Here is a 16,829-nt window from a genome sequence, read left to right on the forward strand (position 1 = left end):
CGTCCCCGCTTCGCTGTGGTATTTTCAAGGAGCTTGCTGGCTTTATTATAAGATTTCAACCCGGCCATCCGGATAAAACATGATGGTCGGCTGCTCGTATTTATCAGACGTCAACGTCCGATTACTGTTTGAGTTTACTCTCTCCGTTGTGTGATTGTCAAGGTTCTCCACCACGGCTTTAATCTCTGGGAACGCTTGGTAATCAGCCCCATCAAGTAACTTCGTCCAATCGGATTGGTGAGCGTACTCGAGTTGACTTTCCAACATCCCGATTAATTTTTGCCGGAACTGCTTAATCTGCATCCGGAAATCATCGGTACTTAGGGCTAAAGCAGCGGCCTTTTGGGCTTCTTGTTCGACCGTGGCTTGGGCTTTTTGCGTGGCCTCGGCTACGATTTGGTTGGCCTTGTGGCGCGCCGTCTTCAGCGTTTCCTCTGCATCAGCATCCGCCGTTTTTTTAACGTTATCCGCGGCTTCTTGGGCCACCAAGATGGACTGGTTCAACGAGCTCTTCAAATCATCATAGTAAGCCAAATCATGTTTCGTTTGCTCTAGCTCTTGTTTTAACGAGGTGTTTTCGTCTCGAAGAATTTGATAATCCTTCGTGATTTGATCCAAAAAATCATTAACCTCATCAATGTTGTAGCCCCGCATCTTGGTGCCAAATTTTTTGTTGTGAATGTCTTCTGCAGAAAGTACCATGGTAAGCCTCCATCACTTGTTTTTTATCACATCAAACGCTGCTTTAATTTTGCCTTTTTTTGAAACCCCGTTCTGCTCGTCAAACTTAATTCTGCCAAACCCCCGGACGGAAATCAAATCGTGCACTGCTAGTTCATAATCAGGCTGATCGTATGTAAACCAATTCAATCGCACCTTGCCATGCGTTACTAACGCCTTGGCCCCGGCCCGAGACATCCGAAACAGGGTTGCAATAACGACGTCCAGCCGTAACGAAGGCAACGTGACGTGGACGACCTGGCCGTCATCATGGACCGGAAGTCGTTCTGTCAGTGGCTGGGGGAGAAGCTGCACCTTCGTTCTCCCCATTTCCGTCACAGTTCGTTCGAGGTACTCCATCATCGTTAGTTGCGTGACGACTTGCCACCGACTCCCATCTGTAATCAAATCGCCAATTACGTTTCGTTCAATTCCACTCCCGAGTAGGGCGCCGAGCACTTGACGATGTTGCAACGTAGCAAATTTGGCGGGATACTTGATTTCCAATAAGCCGAGCTCAAAATCCGTTTCGGCCGGCGTAAAATATTCCGGATACAGCAGTCCACGTTGCATCTCCGCTCCCGGATACCCTCCGTTCGCCGCAAAATACACGTCTGGTTCTCGATTAACCAACGTTTGCACCAGGTACCGTTCCCGCTCGTTTAAAAATCCCGTTAAAATGGGTCGGTACTCGGTTTGGGCTTGGGCTAACCAGTCACTGGCTTGGTGCAGAAACGGCAGTTCACTCGCCCGAAAGTGCTGGGTGACATTCGACGTTAATCCCATCTTAACCAACCAGTCCAATTAGAAAATTAGCGATCCCGTTTACCCCTAGTTTAATGAACCAGAGGGCTAGAATTGCGAGCACGGGCGCAAAGCCAATCATCCCAATCCGGGCGAAGTTAAAGTAACTGACAAACGGGGTCACCAAGCGGGTGATGAGCTGACCTAGTTTGGACTCGCTCGCCCCGGGGAGCCAACTCATTAACGCCCACGCCACGATGAGATAGCTATAGATATCGATCAGGTAGCCCAGCGTCACTGCAATTAAACTAATTACGTTCGCCATTACTTCTTCTCCGACCGATCGTAAAATTGATTCTTAACGTCCCCGTTAACAACGTAGTTTTGGGGAGCGCAGAGATAGACCTTCTCATCAATTTGTTGCAAGTTCCCCTCAATGGCGTACACGGTCCCACTTACAAAGTCGACAATCCGGCGAATCGTCGTACTGTCAACGTTTTCCATCCGAATTAACACGGCATCCCCGTTGATCAACTTCTTCGAAATGTTTTTGGCATCCGCAAAAATTCGGGGTTCAACGATGTTAATTTTACTGTCTGGAAGCCGGTTATCATTCATTGGTAAGACCTTTCGGGGGTTAACCTTGACCGATTGCGGATTTGCATCTTGGGGGTAACGCTCCTGATCAGTTTCCTCACTAGCCCCAAAAAAGTTATTAAAAATACCCTTTGCCATCGGTGTTCACCCTTTCTTTTTATTGATTCCGATATTTAAAGTTAAACGGCGGAATATCATCATTTTGATCGTCATCATCCTGTTGATTACCGGCGTTAAATGGTTCAAATTCCTGTTTTTCAACGTTTTGGAAGCGTTGGTCTGGTTCGGCACGGTGACTTGGTTCCGCACTTTGACTCGGAGCCCGATCTGGTTGCACGACCTGACTAGCTTCATTCGGTTGAACCACCGTTTCACTCGAACGCGTTGCACTTTGAATGCTCTGGACGTCCGTAATGTCACTAGAATCATCATCAATTCCAGTTGCAATCACGGAAACGCGGATTTCGTCGCCCATGTTTTCGTCGATAGACGTCCCAAAGATGATGTTTGTATCATCAGAAGTAGCATCGCGAATGATGTTCGCCGCATCTTGCGCTTCGAAGATTCCAAGGTCCGGACCACCGGTAATGTTTAACAAGACCTGGCGAGCTCCGTCTATGGAAACCTCTAACAGCGGTGAATTAATGGCCTTCTTCGTTGCTTCTGCAGCCCGGTTCTCACCGTTTGCAGAGCCCACGCCCATTAAAGCGGTTCCCTTATCCTTCATGATGGTCGTAACGTCTGCAAAGTCCAAGTTCACGTACCCAGGGCGCGTAATTAAATCAGAAATCCCTTGCACACCCTGCCGTAAAACGTTATCAGCGTCGTGTAACGCCCCTAAAAAGGAGGTCTTTTTGTCAGCCATTTCTAACACTTGATTATTTGAAATTACAACCATCGTGTCCACGTTTTGTTTGAGCGCGGCGAGGCCTTCGCTGGCGTTATGTGCCCGGGCTGGTCCTTCAAAGGTAAAGGGCCGGGTAACGACGGCCACCGTCAGGGCCCCCGCTTGTTTCGCAATCTTAGCAATGATGGGCGCCGCTCCGTTCCCGGTTCCGCCACCCATTCCGGCCGTCACGAAGACCATGTCAGCGCCCTTGAGCGCATTCGTAATGTCTTCTTGACTTTCTTCGGCGGCTTTCGCTCCCACTTCGGGATTAGAGCCCGCCCCGAGTCCCTTGGTCAGCTTAGGACCTAGGTTAATTTTTGTTTCCGCCTTAGAAGCATCCAGGGCCTGCACGTCGGTATTAGCGGCGATAAATTCAACCCCTTCAACCCCGTCTTCAATCATCCGGTTCACAGCATTGTTACCACCACCACCAACACCAATTACCTTGATGCTGGCGCCAGTTCCTGCATTTTGATCCATTGCGTAATCCATCCTTTTTACCCTCCGTGGTTATTCAAAGAAATTCTTGAAAGAGAAATTAAAGCCATTCTTTTTCCGTTGTTTGGGTTCTTTTGGTTGCTTGCGCCGGGAAAAGAGCGAGAGTCCGCCTTCCTCCTCCTCGGCTGGAGCAGGAGCTTGGTATTGGTCAGTAGCGGGCTGCTCCGTCGCTTGGTCAGCCTGACTCGGTAGCGGTGCGTCCACCGAGAAAACGGTGCGAATCACTTGATCAACATCGCTTAACCCGGTTGCATAGTTTACTAACGCTAGTCCCAACGCAAAGGACGGGTGTCGTAGTCCCATTTTATCGGGAATGTACACCCGCACGTTCATACCGAACGTGTTGGCGGCTAATTCCGCCAACTTAGGCATGGAAGCAACCCCACCAGTCAATACGATTCCGCCAGGCATGCCTAGGGCATTGGCAGCGGTAAGTTTATCCTTTAGGCGACCCAGAATTTGATCCAACCGGGCTTCAATAATCTCAGCTAACAACTTTTCGTTCACCTTTTGGGGTTGACTCTGTCCGACCACTTCAACCGGAAATTCGTTATCAGCCACTGCCGCTTGCGCGTCGGCAATTCCATATTCCCGTTTGATACTTTCAGCATCCTTTAGCGACGTATTTAAAACGGAGGAAATGTCCTTCGTGATGTATTGACCCCCTTCGTGATCAACATCAATGTACTTCAATTCATTATCATGAATCACGGCTGCCGTCGACTGACCACCCCCTAAATCAAGGAGAATGGTCCCAAAGTCTTGCTCTGAATCTGACAGGATGGTCTTACCCTCAGCTTCGGCACCGACCACTAGTTGGTCAATCGTAACCCCGGCTTGGGTAACAGCTTTGCGGACGTTGTGAATAATGGTCTTTGGACCAGTAATCACTCGGCCCACTAGTTCCAACCGCGAGCCAACCATCCCCCGGGGATCTGCAATTCCATCAAAATCATCAATTTTAAACTCCTCGGGAATTAAGTTGACCACTTCGCGTTCCTGGGGCAAGTTACTTGAAATCGCCGTCCGGGCGACCTCCATGATGTCCTGGTTGTCAATCTCATTTGCTTGGTCTTGTAAGCTAATCATTCCTGAACAACGATCAATACTTATCAAGTCCGCCGGCAAGCCCACGACCACACTACTAATTTCGACTCCCGACTTAGTTTCCGCCTGATCGAGCGTCTTGCGAATGGCTTGTGCAGCCTTCTCAATGTCAACAATAATGCCACGACTGACGCCTGCAGATGGTTCATTGCCCACGCCAATCACATTCGTTTGCCCATCGATGGTCTGCGCTACAATTGCTTTAATTGAAGTGGTCCCAATGTCTAGGCCAACGTAAATATCCGATTCGTTCATAATGCGGAGCCTCCCGATTACTTGTTAATACTGCTCGTTGTTAGTTAATATTTGTTATCAGTCTACCATATAAAGCCAAAAATGAGAAAGCGCGACCTAATTTAAGGGGGTCGCATACGCCCCAAATTCCATATTAAGCACACTTGGTTGCTTCAAAGTTGGTTTGAGCTGGGGATAATAGGCCAGTTGCTTGGCCAGCTGGTTCGTAAACGTGACCACCTGGTTCCCATCGCGCATCTGTAACCGGACTTTTTCCATTCCTGGTTGACTGGGTTCTTGGTGGATGGTTTGAATCTCTGCGACCACGTTCGGAGCAAGCTTTCCCAACTGCCGCCCGATTAGCTGCAGCTGGGAGCGCTGCTTAATCCCCTGAATGACGCAGGTTCGCCGTTGATCAACCCGCTTGGTTGCTTGATGTGCAATCTTACCAGAGGAGTACAGGCCGTGAAAAACCCGCTGGTGTTCAATCATCGCTAGTGGTTTTTCCAGTTGCACCTGGATTTGCACCCGGGTGCCCGTCGTCTGAATGTTGACCCGCTTAACCTTGTCATTTTGCTGTTGCAACTGCCGTTCTAAATCAGACCGCTTGCTCCGCACCACTTGCAAATTATCGCCTGGTTGCACCGGCAGTTGCTGGGGAAGCTGGTTGCGGGCCGGTTGGGGCGTAACCTGTACCGTTTGCACCCGACTGGCTGGCGAAGCTAAGTACCCAAAGTACAGACAACCACTGAGTAACCCCACCAGTAACGGAACGGCCACCCGCACGGTATTATGCCAGCGGCGGCGCTTGATGGCTCGATTTTTGCGACCCACCCGTAACCGGCGGTTTTGCCATTTTTGGACGTGATCGGCCTGTAGTTGTGCGGTGAGGCGCTGATCTTGCTCTTTTTCATCCATGGTATTGGTCCTTGCTTATTGGTGGTGCATTTGAATCGCTTCGCGACACACGTCAAGTAACCGATCGGCAGCATCCGGAACGCCCATTTTTTTGGCATTCTGTGCCATTGTTTGGCGTTGATCCGGATGGTTCATCAGTTGATCAACCTTACTTAATAACGACGGTGCACTCAAATCCGCTTCCGTTTCCAGCAAAGCAGCGTGCTGCTTAACCAAGCTCATCGCATTCTTCGTTTGGTGATCGGCCGTTACGTACGGACTTGGAATCAAGATTGAGGGAATCCCATCGGCTGTAATTTCAGCTAGGCTCGTGGCCCCCGCCCGTCCCACAATCAAAGCGACCTTAGGCAGCACCTCAGGCATGTTATTAATGTACGGCAGCACCTTGACGTTCGCGTTAATGGGCACCTTTTTTAACTGTTCCATGACTTCTTCATACCGTCGTTCTCCGGTTACAAAGACCACCTGGTAATCACGGTCATTAAACTTCGGAATGGCGGCCACCATCGCTTGATTTAACTTAAGTGCTCCCTGGCTACCCCCAAAGACAAGAACCGTTGGCGTTTCAGCTTGTAACCCCAGTTCGGTCCAACTAAACTGACTGTGAACTTCGGCCACTTGCTGGGCCCGGGGATTCCCCGTAAACACCACTTTAGCGGCTGGAAACTGGGCGCGGGCTTCTGGGAATGAAATCCCAATCTTATCAACGTAGCGACTCAAAAACTTGTTGGTCCAGCCGACCACGCTATTTTGTTCGTGAATAACCGTGGGAATTCCCATTTTAGCAGCGGCATAGACCACTGCTCCGGAAACATACCCCCCGGTTCCAACTACAACGTCCGGTTGAAACGTTTTAATCATTCGTTTGGCAGTCCGGACACTCTGCAAAAAGAGATAGACCGTTTCAAAGTTATAAAGGGAAAACAACTTGCGCTTAAATCCCTGAATCTTTAACTCCCGAAAGGCAATTCCCTTTTGCGGAACAATCTGTTTCTCTAGTCCCCGTTCGGAACCCACGTAGAGCACTTGGGCGTCTTTATCTTGGCGCTGCAAGTCTGCAACGAGGGCTAACGCGGGATAAATGTGGCCACCAGTGCCACCGCCAGAGATCATCATTTTCATTACTATTTTCCCTCCTGTTTGCCGGTTAAGCGTTCGACGTCGCTAATAAAGCGATCGCCACGTTCTTCATAGTTCGTAAACTGATCCCAGCTGGCATTCGCAGGTGAGAGTAAAATCACATCTCCAGGCCGACTTAACTGGTAGGCAGCTGGAACGGCTTCATCTAAATTCGCAACCACCTGGATCTCGCTCACCCCAGCCGCTTGCCCGGCTTGTTTTAGTAAATCTGCCGTTTCTCCAAAGACAACGAGGGCCCGAACGTGGTCATGCAACTCCGGTTCGAGCTTTTCAAACGTATAGCCCCGGTCTAACCCACCGGCAATTAATACCACTGGTTGGTGCATTCCGGCAAGGGCCATCTGGGTGGCCTCAATGTCAGTGGCCTTGGAATCATTGTAAAAGTCCCGGTCATTGGCACTTAAGACGAATTGATTCCGATGACGTACCCCGCCAAAGGTGCGGAGTACTTCAACAATTGTTTCGGTTGCAACCCCAGATAGTTTAGCAACTGCAATTGCTGCTAGTGCGTTTTCAACGTTTGGTTCGCCGGTCACCCGCATGTCAGCGGTTTTCATAATCAATTCATCGCGAAAATACAACTTCCCATTACGTTGGTACGCGCCATCTTCATACTTCCCCTGGGCGGAAAACGGAACCACCATGGCGGCACTTTGTTGACTCAATTTGCGCCACTCTGGTTGATCAAAATTCATTACCAGAAAGTCATCGGCGGTTTGGTTTTTCGTAATCTGCAGCTTGGCAGCGACGTAGTTCGCCCGGGTTCCGTGGTAATCCAAGTGATTAGCATAAATATTCGTAATTACAGCAATGTGGGGATGGAGGGTCGGCACGCCTAACAGCATGAAACTCGAAAGTTCCATGACAATGTCGTCGTTGGCCGTTGCCTGTTGCGCCACCTGTGTGGCCGGAATCCCAATGTTTCCAGCGCGATACGACGTTCCCTGCGGATTCCCCGCCGCCAGCATGTCCGTAATCATGGTGGTCGTAGTGGTCTTACCGTTACTTCCAGTTACGGCCACGATCGGCGCACTGGCAATTTCTGCTGCGAGTTCGACCTCACAAATAATGGGAATCTGCTTTTGCAGCGCCGCTTGAACCAGAGGCACTGAATAGGGAATCCCTGGGTTTTTGACCATCACGTCGGCATTTTCTACCAACGAGACTGGCGACTCACCGGCAACCACCTGAACTCCGGCCGCCACCAGTTGCTGATAATCAGCAATTTCTGCAGCCGGTTTCGCATCCGTGAGCGTGACGTGGGCCCCCAATTTCACCAATAATAGCGCTGCGTTGGTCCCACTCATTCCAGCTCCAAACACAAGCACCTGTTTATCTTGATAAGTATTAATCTTTCGCATCTGCCGCTCCTACCTAAATCATTGCTAACACGCCGGTTATAGCCGTAAATAAACCAACGGCCCAAAATACGAGGTCGATTTTCCATTCACTCCAGCCCATCATCTCGAAACTGTGGTGAATCGGAGTCATTTTAAAGATTCGTTTTCCGGTCAGCCGGAACGAACCTACTTGTAAAATGACACTCAAGGTTTCCAACACAAACACGAGTCCAACCCACAACAGTGATAATTCGTGGTGAAGCAAAATGGAAACGGCTGCGAGGGCCGCTCCCAATGCTAAGGAGCCCATGTCACCCATAAAGATTTGCGCGGGCTTGTGGTTAAAAATTAAGAAGGCTAACACTGCACCTACGACAGCCCAGCAAAACAGTTCGACTTCGTACTGTCCCTGAACTTGGGCAACAATTCCGTACGCGGCAAATGCAATCGCACTTAACCCACTGACCAAGCCATCTAAGCCATCGGTCAGGTTAACTGCGTTGGAAAACCCGGTTAACCAGATTACCACAAACACGACGTAGAGCAAGCCGAGGCTGATTTCTCCGGCGCCCATAAAGCGCAACGACATTGGAAAGCCAGCGACGTAGTAACCGGCCGCAAACACGAGGGAACCAAAAACCTGCAGGGCAAATTTTTGCCACGCCTTAAACCCTTCGTTTTGGCGCCGAAACAGTTTAATACTGTCGTCCCACATCCCGATTAACCCAAAGAACAGCAACACAAACAGTAAAATCAACAGAATCGAAGTCAATTGGTGGGTGAAAATCCCAATTACGACCCCCGTTAAAATAATGGCGGTCACAAATCCGAGGCCTCCCATAGTGGGGGTTCCGCTCTTCTTTTCGTGCCAACTGGGGCCCTCTTCTCGAATCATCTGGCCCTCTTTGTTGGCGCGAAAGTATTTAATTAACACGGGCGTAAACCCGAGCGTTAAACAAAAACCCATCACGAGGGGAATCAATCCATCCGTTATTTCCATTGCTTTCCATTCCTTTCTTGTTCTGTTCGTTATTAACGTTAGTTAAGGGCGACATCCAGAGTGGCATGCTCGGCAAAATCCTGGTTCGGTTTAATACTCTGATCCTTTACGTGTCCCGTACCGTTGTAATTCACTTGCAGGTTAACGAGCCGGGCCAGTTCCTCAACTTCTTCCTTACTCCAACCCGTCAAATCAGGCATTTTCAGTTGGCCGTCGGTTCGTAACAGCACCCGGGCACTCAAGTCTGCGGGGGCTTTCGGTGCTGGACTTTGTTGCTGCACAGTCGCGCCCGTGCCAATCACAACGGAATTCACCTTTTGTTTTTGTAATTCCGCCTGGGCCGCAGCAACCGGTTGCTTGGTAACGTCTGGTAACGGTGTCATCTTTTGTTTCGAACGTTCATTATCGAGCGCTTTTTTCATGACAACGTTAAAAATCTTGGCGATTTCTTTGGTGGCACTTTGAGAACCCAATTGCGGTTGCTTCATCGTCACGTACATGATGTAGCGAGGATGCTTAGCTGGCGCCATCCCGGCGACTGAATACAGATAACTATCGTTTCCGTTTTCGTACTGACCATTGGCATCTGTAACCTGCGCGGTCCCCGTCTTAGCGGCAACCCGATAGCCATCGATTTGAAAGTCATGCCCAATGCCATAGCTCTTGTACACGACGTCTTCCATGTGCTTCCGCATCTGTTGGGCCGTCGTCGCAGAGATCGGATGGCCGACAATTTTTTTCGGATACCGTTTCAGCACTTTTTGATTTTTGGCATCCGTAACCTGATCAACTAACCGTGGTCGGACCATTGTCCCATCATTAGCGATGGCCGTAAAGCCCTGCATCATTTGTAACGCTGTTACTTGAATTCCCTGCCCAAAGGCCGTATTGGCCTGTTCAATCGGGCGTTCAAACTGCATTACACCGTGCGACTGTTGGTCAAAGTCAGAGGTATTATTTTGCAATAGCTGGAACCGGTTGATGTAATTTTTCCAGGTCTTTGGTCCCATGTTCTCTTCCAAGTGCGCCATGGCCACGTTACTCGACAAGGCAAATCCCTTGTCATAGGTAATCGTTCCCCAACCGTTCCGATTCCAGTCCGGCACAATTTGATTTCCAATGTGATAAATCCCCGATTGGTAAGTATCAGAACCCCGGTAATGCCCGCTATCAATTGCAGCGGCCATCGTGAAGATCTTCATGGTTGAACCTGGTTCGTACAAGTCCTGCGTTAACGTGTCCCGCCACACTTTACCTAGTCCCTGTCCAGTTTGGGGATTAAAGGAGGGCCGTTGGGCGGCGGCAACGATCTTCCCCGTCTTAGCATCCATTAACATGGCGTTTAAGACCTTGGGATGGACATCACTATCAACCTGACTCATCTGGTTTTCTAGCAATAATTGGAGGCTCGGATCAATCGTGGTATGCACGTTCTTCCCGTTGCGAGGCTTTTTCTCGGTGGCTTTTTCGGACGGAATTTGGTACCCGTAGTTATCGTGCTGACTCTTTTTTATGCCGTCTTGCCCCTTCAGGTCCTTTTCAAAGGTCCGCTCAATCCCCATTTGTCCGACTAACTGCGGTTGCTTGGTCTTTTGATCAACCGTCGAACTAGCTAGTCCAATCAAGTGCGAAGCAAACATCCCGTTCGGATACAGCCGGGCTGGCTGGGACACAAAGTTCAATCCCGGAAGTCGCGCCGCCTGGATCTTTTTCTTAGTTGACAGCGAAATGTTTTGCCCCGCAGAACCAAACTCAACTTGAAAACTCTTGTGCTTGGGCGTTAAAACGCGGGAGGCTTTTTCGTATGAAATGGGCAGGTTGTCTGCTAGCACCCGGGCCGTTTTCGCTTTATCCTGCACGTACTCCGGCTTTCCCGTTAGACTCTTTTGCTTGTGGTCTAACACGGCATAGAGGGAATAGGTATTGGTATTTTCTGCTAACGGCTGCCCCTTTTGATCGTAAATGGTTCCACGCCGGGCATGCATCACACTGGTTTGATTATAAAGTTTCTGCGTCCGGTCCGCTAGGTTAACCCCATTGGCCGTTTTAAAAATGGCCTTTTGCGCAAAAAAGATGACAATCAACCCAAACACAACCATCACAAACACCAGCAGGCTTTTCCCTGCCAGACGTCGCGTTTTGATCGCCCTTCGTTGATTATTCATCTCTGTTTGTTTCTTACTCATCGACTAACATTCCTTACGGTTGCATCTGCGATTGAAAGCTGATCCTGCTTCACCACGTGGTCAATGGCCTTCATCTGTTTCCCATCTAGTTCCTGCTGGTAGCTCTGGTTTTGCTGATTAATGCGGGAACTCTTGGTCGTTACGGTTTGCAACGAGCGCTGGGCCGCATTCAAATTATTCTTGGCACTAACCACCGCCACCATCATGAACACGACGAGCACTACACCAACAACCATGATGGTTTTTTCAAACGGCGAAAGTCGGAGATGCCCCGGGGCCTCCTGGCGTTCTCGTTGTGCTCGTTGCTGTTGAAACGATTTTCGTGAATATGTACTTGTACGTTGTTGTTCCGCGAGTCCATTCTGTGCCACGGTACTTCCTCCTACCTAATTCTTTCGATAATGCGTAACTTTGCGCTATGCGAACGATGATTTTCCGTTTGTTCCGTGCTGCTGGGTAAAATCGGTTTCTTTTGCACCAGCCGAAAATGTGGTTGTAACTCTGGGGGAATCACCGGTAAATTGGGCGGTAAATCCACAATTTCGGTTTCTTCTTTAAATAACCGTTTTACCAACCGATCCTCTAGCGATTGAAAGGTAATCACTGCGAGCCGTCCGTGCACCTTCAAGAGCTCTAACGCCTGTTCAAGGGACTCCTCGAGGGCCCCTAACTCATCGTTCACCGCAATGCGAATGGCTTGAAACACTCGTTTAGCGGGGTTTCCCCCGTGACGTCGGGCGGCAGCGGGAATGGCGCTTTTCACCAACTCCGCTAGTTCCGTCGTGGTAACAATCGGGTGTTCACTGCGAACCCGTTCAATTTTTCTGGCAATCGGCTTCGCAAATTTTTCTTCGCCGTACCGAAAGAAAATCCGAACCAAGTCAGCATATGACCATTGATTAACGACCTGGTAGGCATCCAAGGCCTGACGCTGGTCCATCCGCATATCCAAGCGAGCATCACGCTGGTAACTAAACCCGCGTTTCGCATCATCAAATTGAGGGGAAGAAACCCCCAAATCATAAATAATCCCATCGACTTGTGTGACCCCTTCTTTGGCCAGGTCTGGTTTTAAATTGCGAAAGTTATCATGAATAAAGGTCACTGCATGGCGTTCTAAATCCGTTTGTAGGTGGGTTTCGTTGTAGGTAATCGCGGTTTGATCTTGATCAAAGGCGTACAGATGGCCAGTGGTTAACTGGGAAAGTAGCCGAGCGCTATGGCCCCCACCCCCGAGGGTGCAGTCCACATAGGTTCCAGCGGGGTCGACTTGCAAGCCATCCACCGCTTCCGCTAATAATACTGTCTCGTGCTTAAATTCCGTCATTAATCCTAACTCCTACGGTTAAAAATCCAGTAAATTCTCAGCAATTTCGTTAAAGTCATCCTGAGCTTGTTCGTTATAGCGATCCCATTTCTCCGCATCCCAAATTTCAAACCGCTTCGAAACTCCAGTTAGCACACACTGTTTTTGCAACTTGGCGTACTTGATCAGGGGTTCTGGGAGGTTAATCCGACCCTGCTTGTCCAGCTCACATTCCGTCGCTGCGGAGAAAAAGAGCCGCGCAAAGGTCCGGGCATCCCGCTTATTAAACGGCAGGTGGTCAATTTCTTCCTGCACCTGCTCCCATTCTGACGGTGGGTAGCCAAAGAGACAGCCATCGAGCCCGCGGGTGACCATAAACTGCGGACCAAGCTGTTCGCGAAACTTAGCGGGAATAATGAGGCGTCCTTTCGTGTCAATATTGTGACGATATTCACCAAGTAGCACTAGTAAGACCCCCAATCCCCTAAAACTAATCTCAGTCTACCACAATCTCCCACTTGCAACCACTTAATTTAAATCCTTTCCCACAAAAAAAGTAGCACGAGAACATGTGTTCTCATGCTACTTAGAGCCGAATTCCAATTTCATAAAAGAGGGCAACCACGTAACCAAGGAGCCAATATAAATCTCCAATCCGCCACCAAATTATAAAAAAATGTTTGAGAAGAACTTCACCATCTTTAAATAATTGCCCCAATAGAACAACGATTCCAATTACACACCAGCCACAAAGTAGGGCTGGAAGCCAGGTGTTGCCATGCTCATCAATGGTCAAAGTCGGCATTACAACCATGGCAAACAGTGGCCACAGATCCAGCAATCGCAACCGCGGCAGTACCCGACGTTTCAACAACCGGCGGACGAGGCTGATGATTAAGAGCGCGCCAATCAGGCCCAGAAACGGGACGAGTTGCACCTGAAATAGGCTACTAATTTGCTGGGGAACTTGCACCAAGTTCATGAGAATCCTCCTTCACATCCCATTTGCAAAGACTGCCAGACACCTTTAGAATTAAACAGAACCATTCTAAATGAAAGTGAGGGTCAACTTTGACAAAGTGGAGAGATAAAACAACCTTTCAAAAAATTCTGTACGTGTTCGTTTGGATTATGATTATTGTCACCCTAGCCGGGGTGGTTTTAGGATCAGCACTTACCCTATTCGGAAGTTAACCACCCAAACCTAATGCTAGTTAAAAAGGACTGAAACCCCTTCAGTCCTTTTTAGTTTGCGGACTATTCGTCAGCAGTGGCCTGTTTATAAACCGTGCGCGGCGTACTTCCGCGTTGGGGACTCACGTAGCCGCGCTGTTCGAAATCATCAATGATCCGCGCCGCTCGATTGTAGCCAATCCGAAAGCGCCGTTGCAACATTGAGGTGCTCGCTTTGCGCTCATGCACCACGTAGTCTAACGCTTCATCAAACAATGGATCCTGCTCTTCGGCCTCCGATTCGGCCTCTAGTTCTGCATCCGTGACAACGAGGTTCTCATCATACTCGGGAGCCCCCTCTTTTTTAGCCGCGGCAATCACCGCCTCTACATCGGTATCCGAAATGTACGAACCCTGGACCCGATTAGGTTTAGTTTGTCCAATGGGCTGGTACAGCATGTCCCCACGTCCCAGGAGTTTTTCCGCCCCGTTGGCATCTAAAATCGTCCGCGAGTCGGTTCCACTGGAAACCGCAAATGCGATCCGGGAGGGCACGTTCGCTTTAATTAACCCTGTAATTACATCAACGGAAGGTCGCTGGGTCGCGAGCACCATGTGCACCCCGGCCGCCCGGCCCATCTGTGCTAGCCGGATGATGGCACTTTCCACTTCATTGGAAACGGTCATCATCAAATCCGCCAGTTCGTCAACGACCACGACGATGTACGGCAATTCCGTTTCGGTCGTCGCTTCCGTTTGGCGCTTTTTCCGAATCATCTCGTTATAACCGTCGATCTTACGCTGTCCGTTTTTCGCAAACAGTTCGTACCGTTGTTCCATTAAGTTGACAACTTTATTCAGCGCCCGCGCCGCCTTCTTCGGATCGGAAACGACCGGAGACAGCAGGTGGGGAATCCCGTTGTAAACACCGAGTTCCACCCGTTTGGGGTCGATGAGCATCAGTTTAACCTGATCGGGATTAGCTTTTAATAGTAAACTGGTCAGCATCCCGTTAATGGCAACTGACTTCCCGCTCCCCGTCGATCCTGCAATTAAGAGGTGTGGCATCCGCGTCAGATCACAAGAAATTACCTGCCCGTTGACATCCTTGCCGAGGGGCACGCTTAAAATCCGCTGCTGGTCAGCCGCCGTTTGCTGTTCAAAGACCTCCCGAAAGGAGACGGTGGCGACCTTTTGGTTGGGAACTTCAATTCCAATCAAAGACTTCCCTGGAATGGGCGCCTCAATCCGAATGTCCTTGGCAGCCAAAGCAAGCGCCAAATCGTCACTTAAATTAACGATCTTGCTGACTTTCACCCCAATCGCCGGTTCCAATTCGTATTCCGTTACCGACGGTCCAATCCGGACGTCTTTTACCTGGGCATCAATCCCAAAGCTCTGCAGGGTCGAGCGGAGCACTTCAGTATTATGCGAGGCGGTTTGCGATTCCTGCTTTTGATTAACCGGCGGGACCTGTTCTAAAAGATCCACCGTGGGCAACTGGTACTCGGTGGTCGGGGCATCCGCATCCGTTGTGGCAACCGATGAAGCTGGCTCGTCCCGGACTACTGGTTGGGGTTGCACTTCACTAGCGACCTGAATGCGAGGCGCCAACGGCGGAGTAGTCACATCCTGCTCCTCAAGCGGTGGTTCGTCAGCGGACGTGGTCGGCTGAGGCTGCGGTTTAGCAGCTGTCGCTTGGGGCGTTACCGGTGATTCCGGTGCAGATGGTTGCGGTTTAGCAGCCGTCTGGGCAGTCTTTCGGGCGAGCTGGTGTCTGTGCCAAGCGGCTTGACCGGCTTCGACCCAAGCATGGACCCACTTTGACACCACCTGTCCTACCTGAACTACGTTAACCCGGAACAGTAAGAGAACCCCGGTTAGTAACAATAGGCCAGCAATGATGGTCGCCCCGAGCCAGGAAAATAATTTAGCACAGCCAGCTAGCAGGACGGCCCCAATTAGCCCACCCCCTGCATTAGCATGCACTTGCCCCCGCATTAGGTCAGAAAGCACGGTTTCCCACGTGATTTGGACAAGTTGAACGTGAATCCCTAACCCGTTGAACAGTAACAGGGACGCTCCTAACAAACTCCCGGCACTCAGACAAAGCAAACTCAGCCAATTTCTAAAACTAATCTTCAACCGGGGAATTGCCAACAACCACCAGATTCCCACCAGTGCTATCCCGATTAAGAACACGGGATAGAGATTACCGACCACCAACCGGGCCAAATTAGCTACCAATGCACCCACGAGCCCCAGTTTGAAAGTCCCTAACCCGGCTAAAGCAACAATTAGTAAACCAAGCCAGTTTTTCCGGTACTTTGCAACTGCGGTTGCTAGCCGGTGCCAAATACTGGGAGTCCGTTTGGTTGGTTTGCGTCGGGTCGTTTTCTTGCGTGTTGTTCGTTTTCGCGTTGTTTGTTTAGCCGCCACCAGAATCCCTCACTTACTCCTTAAAATCCTTTAGTTTATCGTGTTCATAGGTATGAACCCGTTCTAACCCCGCAAACGATTGCTGCCGCAGGGCCTCATAAATAACGATGGCACAGGTATTGGACAGGTTCAAAGCCCGAATGTGTTGGTCATCCTGGGGAATCCGCAGGGCCTGCTCAGCATAGCGCTGTTCAAACCGTTCCGGCAAACCCGTGGTTTCCTTGCCAAAGATAAAGTAGTAATCCTGTTTGGGATTGTGATAATCCGGATCCGTATAGGTCTTGGTCCCAAACTTCGAAATTAAAAACATGTGCTCCGGCTGTGTTACCGTTTGCAGGAACTCCGGCAGGTTTTCGTGATACCGAATGTCAACTTTTTCCCAGTAATCCAAGCCGGCGCGCTTCAAATGCTTATCATCAACGGAAAAACCGAGGGGTTTGATAAGATCTAACACGGTATCAGTGCCGGCACAGGTCCGCGCAATGTTTCCGGTGTTTGCGGGCATGAGGGGTTCAAATAAAACAATGTGATTCGTCAT

At 49.9% G+C, this 16,829-nt stretch carries 18 protein-coding genes; 1 reads left to right on the forward strand and 17 read right to left on the reverse strand.

From position 1 onward, the window contains the following. Nucleotides 1-45: 45 nt before the first annotated feature. The 15 genes from M3M35_RS02305 to M3M35_RS02375 form a co-directional block, all read right to left on the reverse strand. The gene (locus M3M35_RS02305) at nt 46-702 is read right to left on the reverse strand and encodes a DivIVA domain-containing protein (RefSeq protein ID WP_252750413.1); all 657 of its coding nucleotides are present in this window, start codon (nt 700-702) and stop codon (nt 46-48) included. Between the two features lie 12 nt (nt 703-714). Further along, complete coding sequence (locus M3M35_RS02310) at nt 715-1,506, reverse strand: YlmH family RNA-binding protein (protein WP_252750414.1); 792 nt, start codon at nt 1,504-1,506, stop codon at nt 715-717. Between the two features lies 1 nt (nt 1,507). Beyond that, complete coding sequence (locus tag M3M35_RS02315; RefSeq protein WP_252750415.1) at nt 1,508-1,789, reverse strand: YggT family protein; 282 nt, start codon at nt 1,787-1,789, stop codon at nt 1,508-1,510. Next, complete coding sequence (locus M3M35_RS02320) at nt 1,789-2,199, reverse strand: cell division protein SepF (protein WP_252750416.1); 411 nt, start codon at nt 2,197-2,199, stop codon at nt 1,789-1,791. Before M3M35_RS02320 ends, M3M35_RS02315 begins: the two co-directional genes overlap by 1 nt. Before the next feature lie 19 nt (nt 2,200-2,218). Continuing rightward, nucleotides 2,219-3,442, reverse strand: a complete 1,224-nt coding sequence (ftsZ, locus tag M3M35_RS02325; protein WP_252750417.1) for a cell division protein FtsZ — start codon at nt 3,440-3,442, stop codon at nt 2,219-2,221. A gap of 18 nt (nt 3,443-3,460) precedes the next feature. After that, nucleotides 3,461-4,810 (reverse strand): cell division protein FtsA, encoded by a 1,350-nt coding sequence (gene ftsA, locus M3M35_RS02330; protein ID WP_252750418.1) that lies wholly within the window; start codon nt 4,808-4,810, stop codon nt 3,461-3,463. Nucleotides 4,811-4,906: 96 nt separating this feature from the next. After that, nucleotides 4,907-5,707: a hypothetical protein gene (locus M3M35_RS02335; protein ID WP_252750419.1), complete on the reverse strand. Its 801-nt coding sequence runs from the start codon at nt 5,705-5,707 to the stop codon at nt 4,907-4,909. Nucleotides 5,708-5,722: 15 nt separating this feature from the next. After that, nucleotides 5,723-6,829 (reverse strand): undecaprenyldiphospho-muramoylpentapeptide beta-N-acetylglucosaminyltransferase, encoded by a 1,107-nt coding sequence (murG, locus tag M3M35_RS02340; RefSeq protein ID WP_252750420.1) that lies wholly within the window; start codon nt 6,827-6,829, stop codon nt 5,723-5,725. Nucleotides 6,830-6,831: 2 nt separating this feature from the next. Continuing rightward, entirely contained in the window at nt 6,832-8,208 is a 1,377-nt protein-coding gene (gene murD / locus M3M35_RS02345) for a UDP-N-acetylmuramoyl-L-alanine--D-glutamate ligase (protein WP_252750421.1), read from the reverse strand. Nucleotides 8,209-8,221: 13 nt separating this feature from the next. Continuing rightward, nucleotides 8,222-9,187: a phospho-N-acetylmuramoyl-pentapeptide-transferase gene (gene mraY, locus M3M35_RS02350; RefSeq protein WP_420842388.1), complete on the reverse strand. Its 966-nt coding sequence runs from the start codon at nt 9,185-9,187 to the stop codon at nt 8,222-8,224. 38 nt (nt 9,188-9,225) lie between these two features. After that, nucleotides 9,226-11,373 (reverse strand): penicillin-binding transpeptidase domain-containing protein, encoded by a 2,148-nt coding sequence (locus tag M3M35_RS02355; protein WP_252750422.1) that lies wholly within the window; start codon nt 11,371-11,373, stop codon nt 9,226-9,228. Next, nucleotides 11,370-11,744 carry a hypothetical protein gene (locus M3M35_RS02360; RefSeq protein ID WP_252750423.1) on the reverse strand — a complete coding sequence of 125 codons (375 nt, stop codon included), beginning with the start codon at nt 11,742-11,744 and terminating at the stop codon, nt 11,370-11,372. The genes M3M35_RS02355 and M3M35_RS02360 overlap by 4 nt, the downstream gene beginning before the upstream one ends. Nucleotides 11,745-11,755: 11 nt before the next feature. Then, on the reverse strand, nt 11,756-12,700 hold the full coding sequence (gene rsmH / locus M3M35_RS02365; RefSeq protein ID WP_252750424.1) for a 16S rRNA (cytosine(1402)-N(4))-methyltransferase RsmH: 945 nt from the start codon (nt 12,698-12,700) through the stop codon (nt 11,756-11,758). An 18-nt stretch (nt 12,701-12,718) separates the two neighbouring features. Further along, entirely contained in the window at nt 12,719-13,144 is a 426-nt protein-coding gene (mraZ, locus tag M3M35_RS02370) for a division/cell wall cluster transcriptional repressor MraZ (RefSeq protein WP_252750425.1), read from the reverse strand. A 121-nt stretch (nt 13,145-13,265) separates the two neighbouring features. Then, nucleotides 13,266-13,661 carry a DUF3397 family protein gene (locus M3M35_RS02375; protein ID WP_252750426.1) on the reverse strand — a complete coding sequence of 132 codons (396 nt, stop codon included), beginning with the start codon at nt 13,659-13,661 and terminating at the stop codon, nt 13,266-13,268. 89 nt (nt 13,662-13,750) lie between these two features. Between M3M35_RS02375 and M3M35_RS02380 the strand changes: the two genes are divergently transcribed. After that, the gene (locus tag M3M35_RS02380; RefSeq protein WP_252750427.1) at nt 13,751-13,873 is read left to right on the forward strand and encodes a DUF4044 domain-containing protein; all 123 of its coding nucleotides are present in this window, start codon (nt 13,751-13,753) and stop codon (nt 13,871-13,873) included. 63 nt (nt 13,874-13,936) lie between these two features. Here M3M35_RS02380 and M3M35_RS02385 read toward each other — a convergent pair whose 3' ends face one another. Next, a complete protein-coding gene (locus M3M35_RS02385) occupies nt 13,937-16,291 on the reverse strand; it encodes a DNA translocase FtsK (RefSeq protein WP_252750428.1) in 2,355 nt (784 codons plus the stop codon). A 13-nt stretch (nt 16,292-16,304) separates the two neighbouring features. Next, a complete protein-coding gene (locus M3M35_RS02390) occupies nt 16,305-16,829 on the reverse strand; it encodes a tRNA (cytidine(34)-2'-O)-methyltransferase (protein WP_252750429.1) in 525 nt (174 codons plus the stop codon).

It is taken from the genome of Fructilactobacillus myrtifloralis (assembly GCF_024029335.1).
Classification (GTDB): Bacteria; Bacillota; Bacilli; order Lactobacillales; family Lactobacillaceae; genus Fructilactobacillus; species Fructilactobacillus myrtifloralis.

Bases quoted from the DNA above. Each gene is read 5' to 3' on its own strand.
- M3M35_RS02305 (WP_252750413.1), bottom strand. From the start codon at position 702: ATGGTACTTTCTGCAGAAGACATTCACAACAAAAAATTTGGCACCAAG.
- M3M35_RS02315 (WP_252750415.1), bottom strand. From the start codon at position 1,789: ATGGCGAACGTAATTAGTTTAATTGCAGTGACGCTGGGCTACCTGATC.
- M3M35_RS02310 (WP_252750414.1), bottom strand. From the start codon at position 1,506: ATGGGATTAACGTCGAATGTCACCCAGCACTTTCGGGCGAGTGAACTG.
- murD (WP_252750421.1), bottom strand. From the start codon at position 8,208: ATGCGAAAGATTAATACTTATCAAGATAAACAGGTGCTTGTGTTTGGA.
- ftsZ (WP_252750417.1), bottom strand. From the start codon at position 3,442: ATGGATTACGCAATGGATCAAAATGCAGGAACTGGCGCCAGCATCAAG.
- M3M35_RS02320 (WP_252750416.1), bottom strand. From the start codon at position 2,199: ATGGCAAAGGGTATTTTTAATAACTTTTTTGGGGCTAGTGAGGAAACT.
- M3M35_RS02335 (WP_252750419.1), bottom strand. From the start codon at position 5,707: ATGGATGAAAAAGAGCAAGATCAGCGCCTCACCGCACAACTACAGGCC.
- rsmH (WP_252750424.1), bottom strand. From the start codon at position 12,700: ATGACGGAATTTAAGCACGAGACAGTATTATTAGCGGAAGCGGTGGAT.
- ftsA (WP_252750418.1), bottom strand. From the start codon at position 4,810: ATGAACGAATCGGATATTTACGTTGGCCTAGACATTGGGACCACTTCA.
- M3M35_RS02375 (WP_252750426.1), bottom strand. From the start codon at position 13,661: ATGAACTTGGTGCAAGTTCCCCAGCAAATTAGTAGCCTATTTCAGGTG.
- M3M35_RS02355 (WP_252750422.1), bottom strand. From the start codon at position 11,373: ATGAGTAAGAAACAAACAGAGATGAATAATCAACGAAGGGCGATCAAA.
- mraY (WP_420842388.1), bottom strand. From the start codon at position 9,187: ATGGAAATAACGGATGGATTGATTCCCCTCGTGATGGGTTTTTGTTTA.
- murG (WP_252750420.1), bottom strand. From the start codon at position 6,829: ATGAAAATGATGATCTCTGGCGGTGGCACTGGTGGCCACATTTATCCC.
- M3M35_RS02390 (WP_252750429.1), bottom strand. From the start codon at position 16,829: ATGACGAATCACATTGTTTTATTTGAACCCCTCATGCCCGCAAACACC.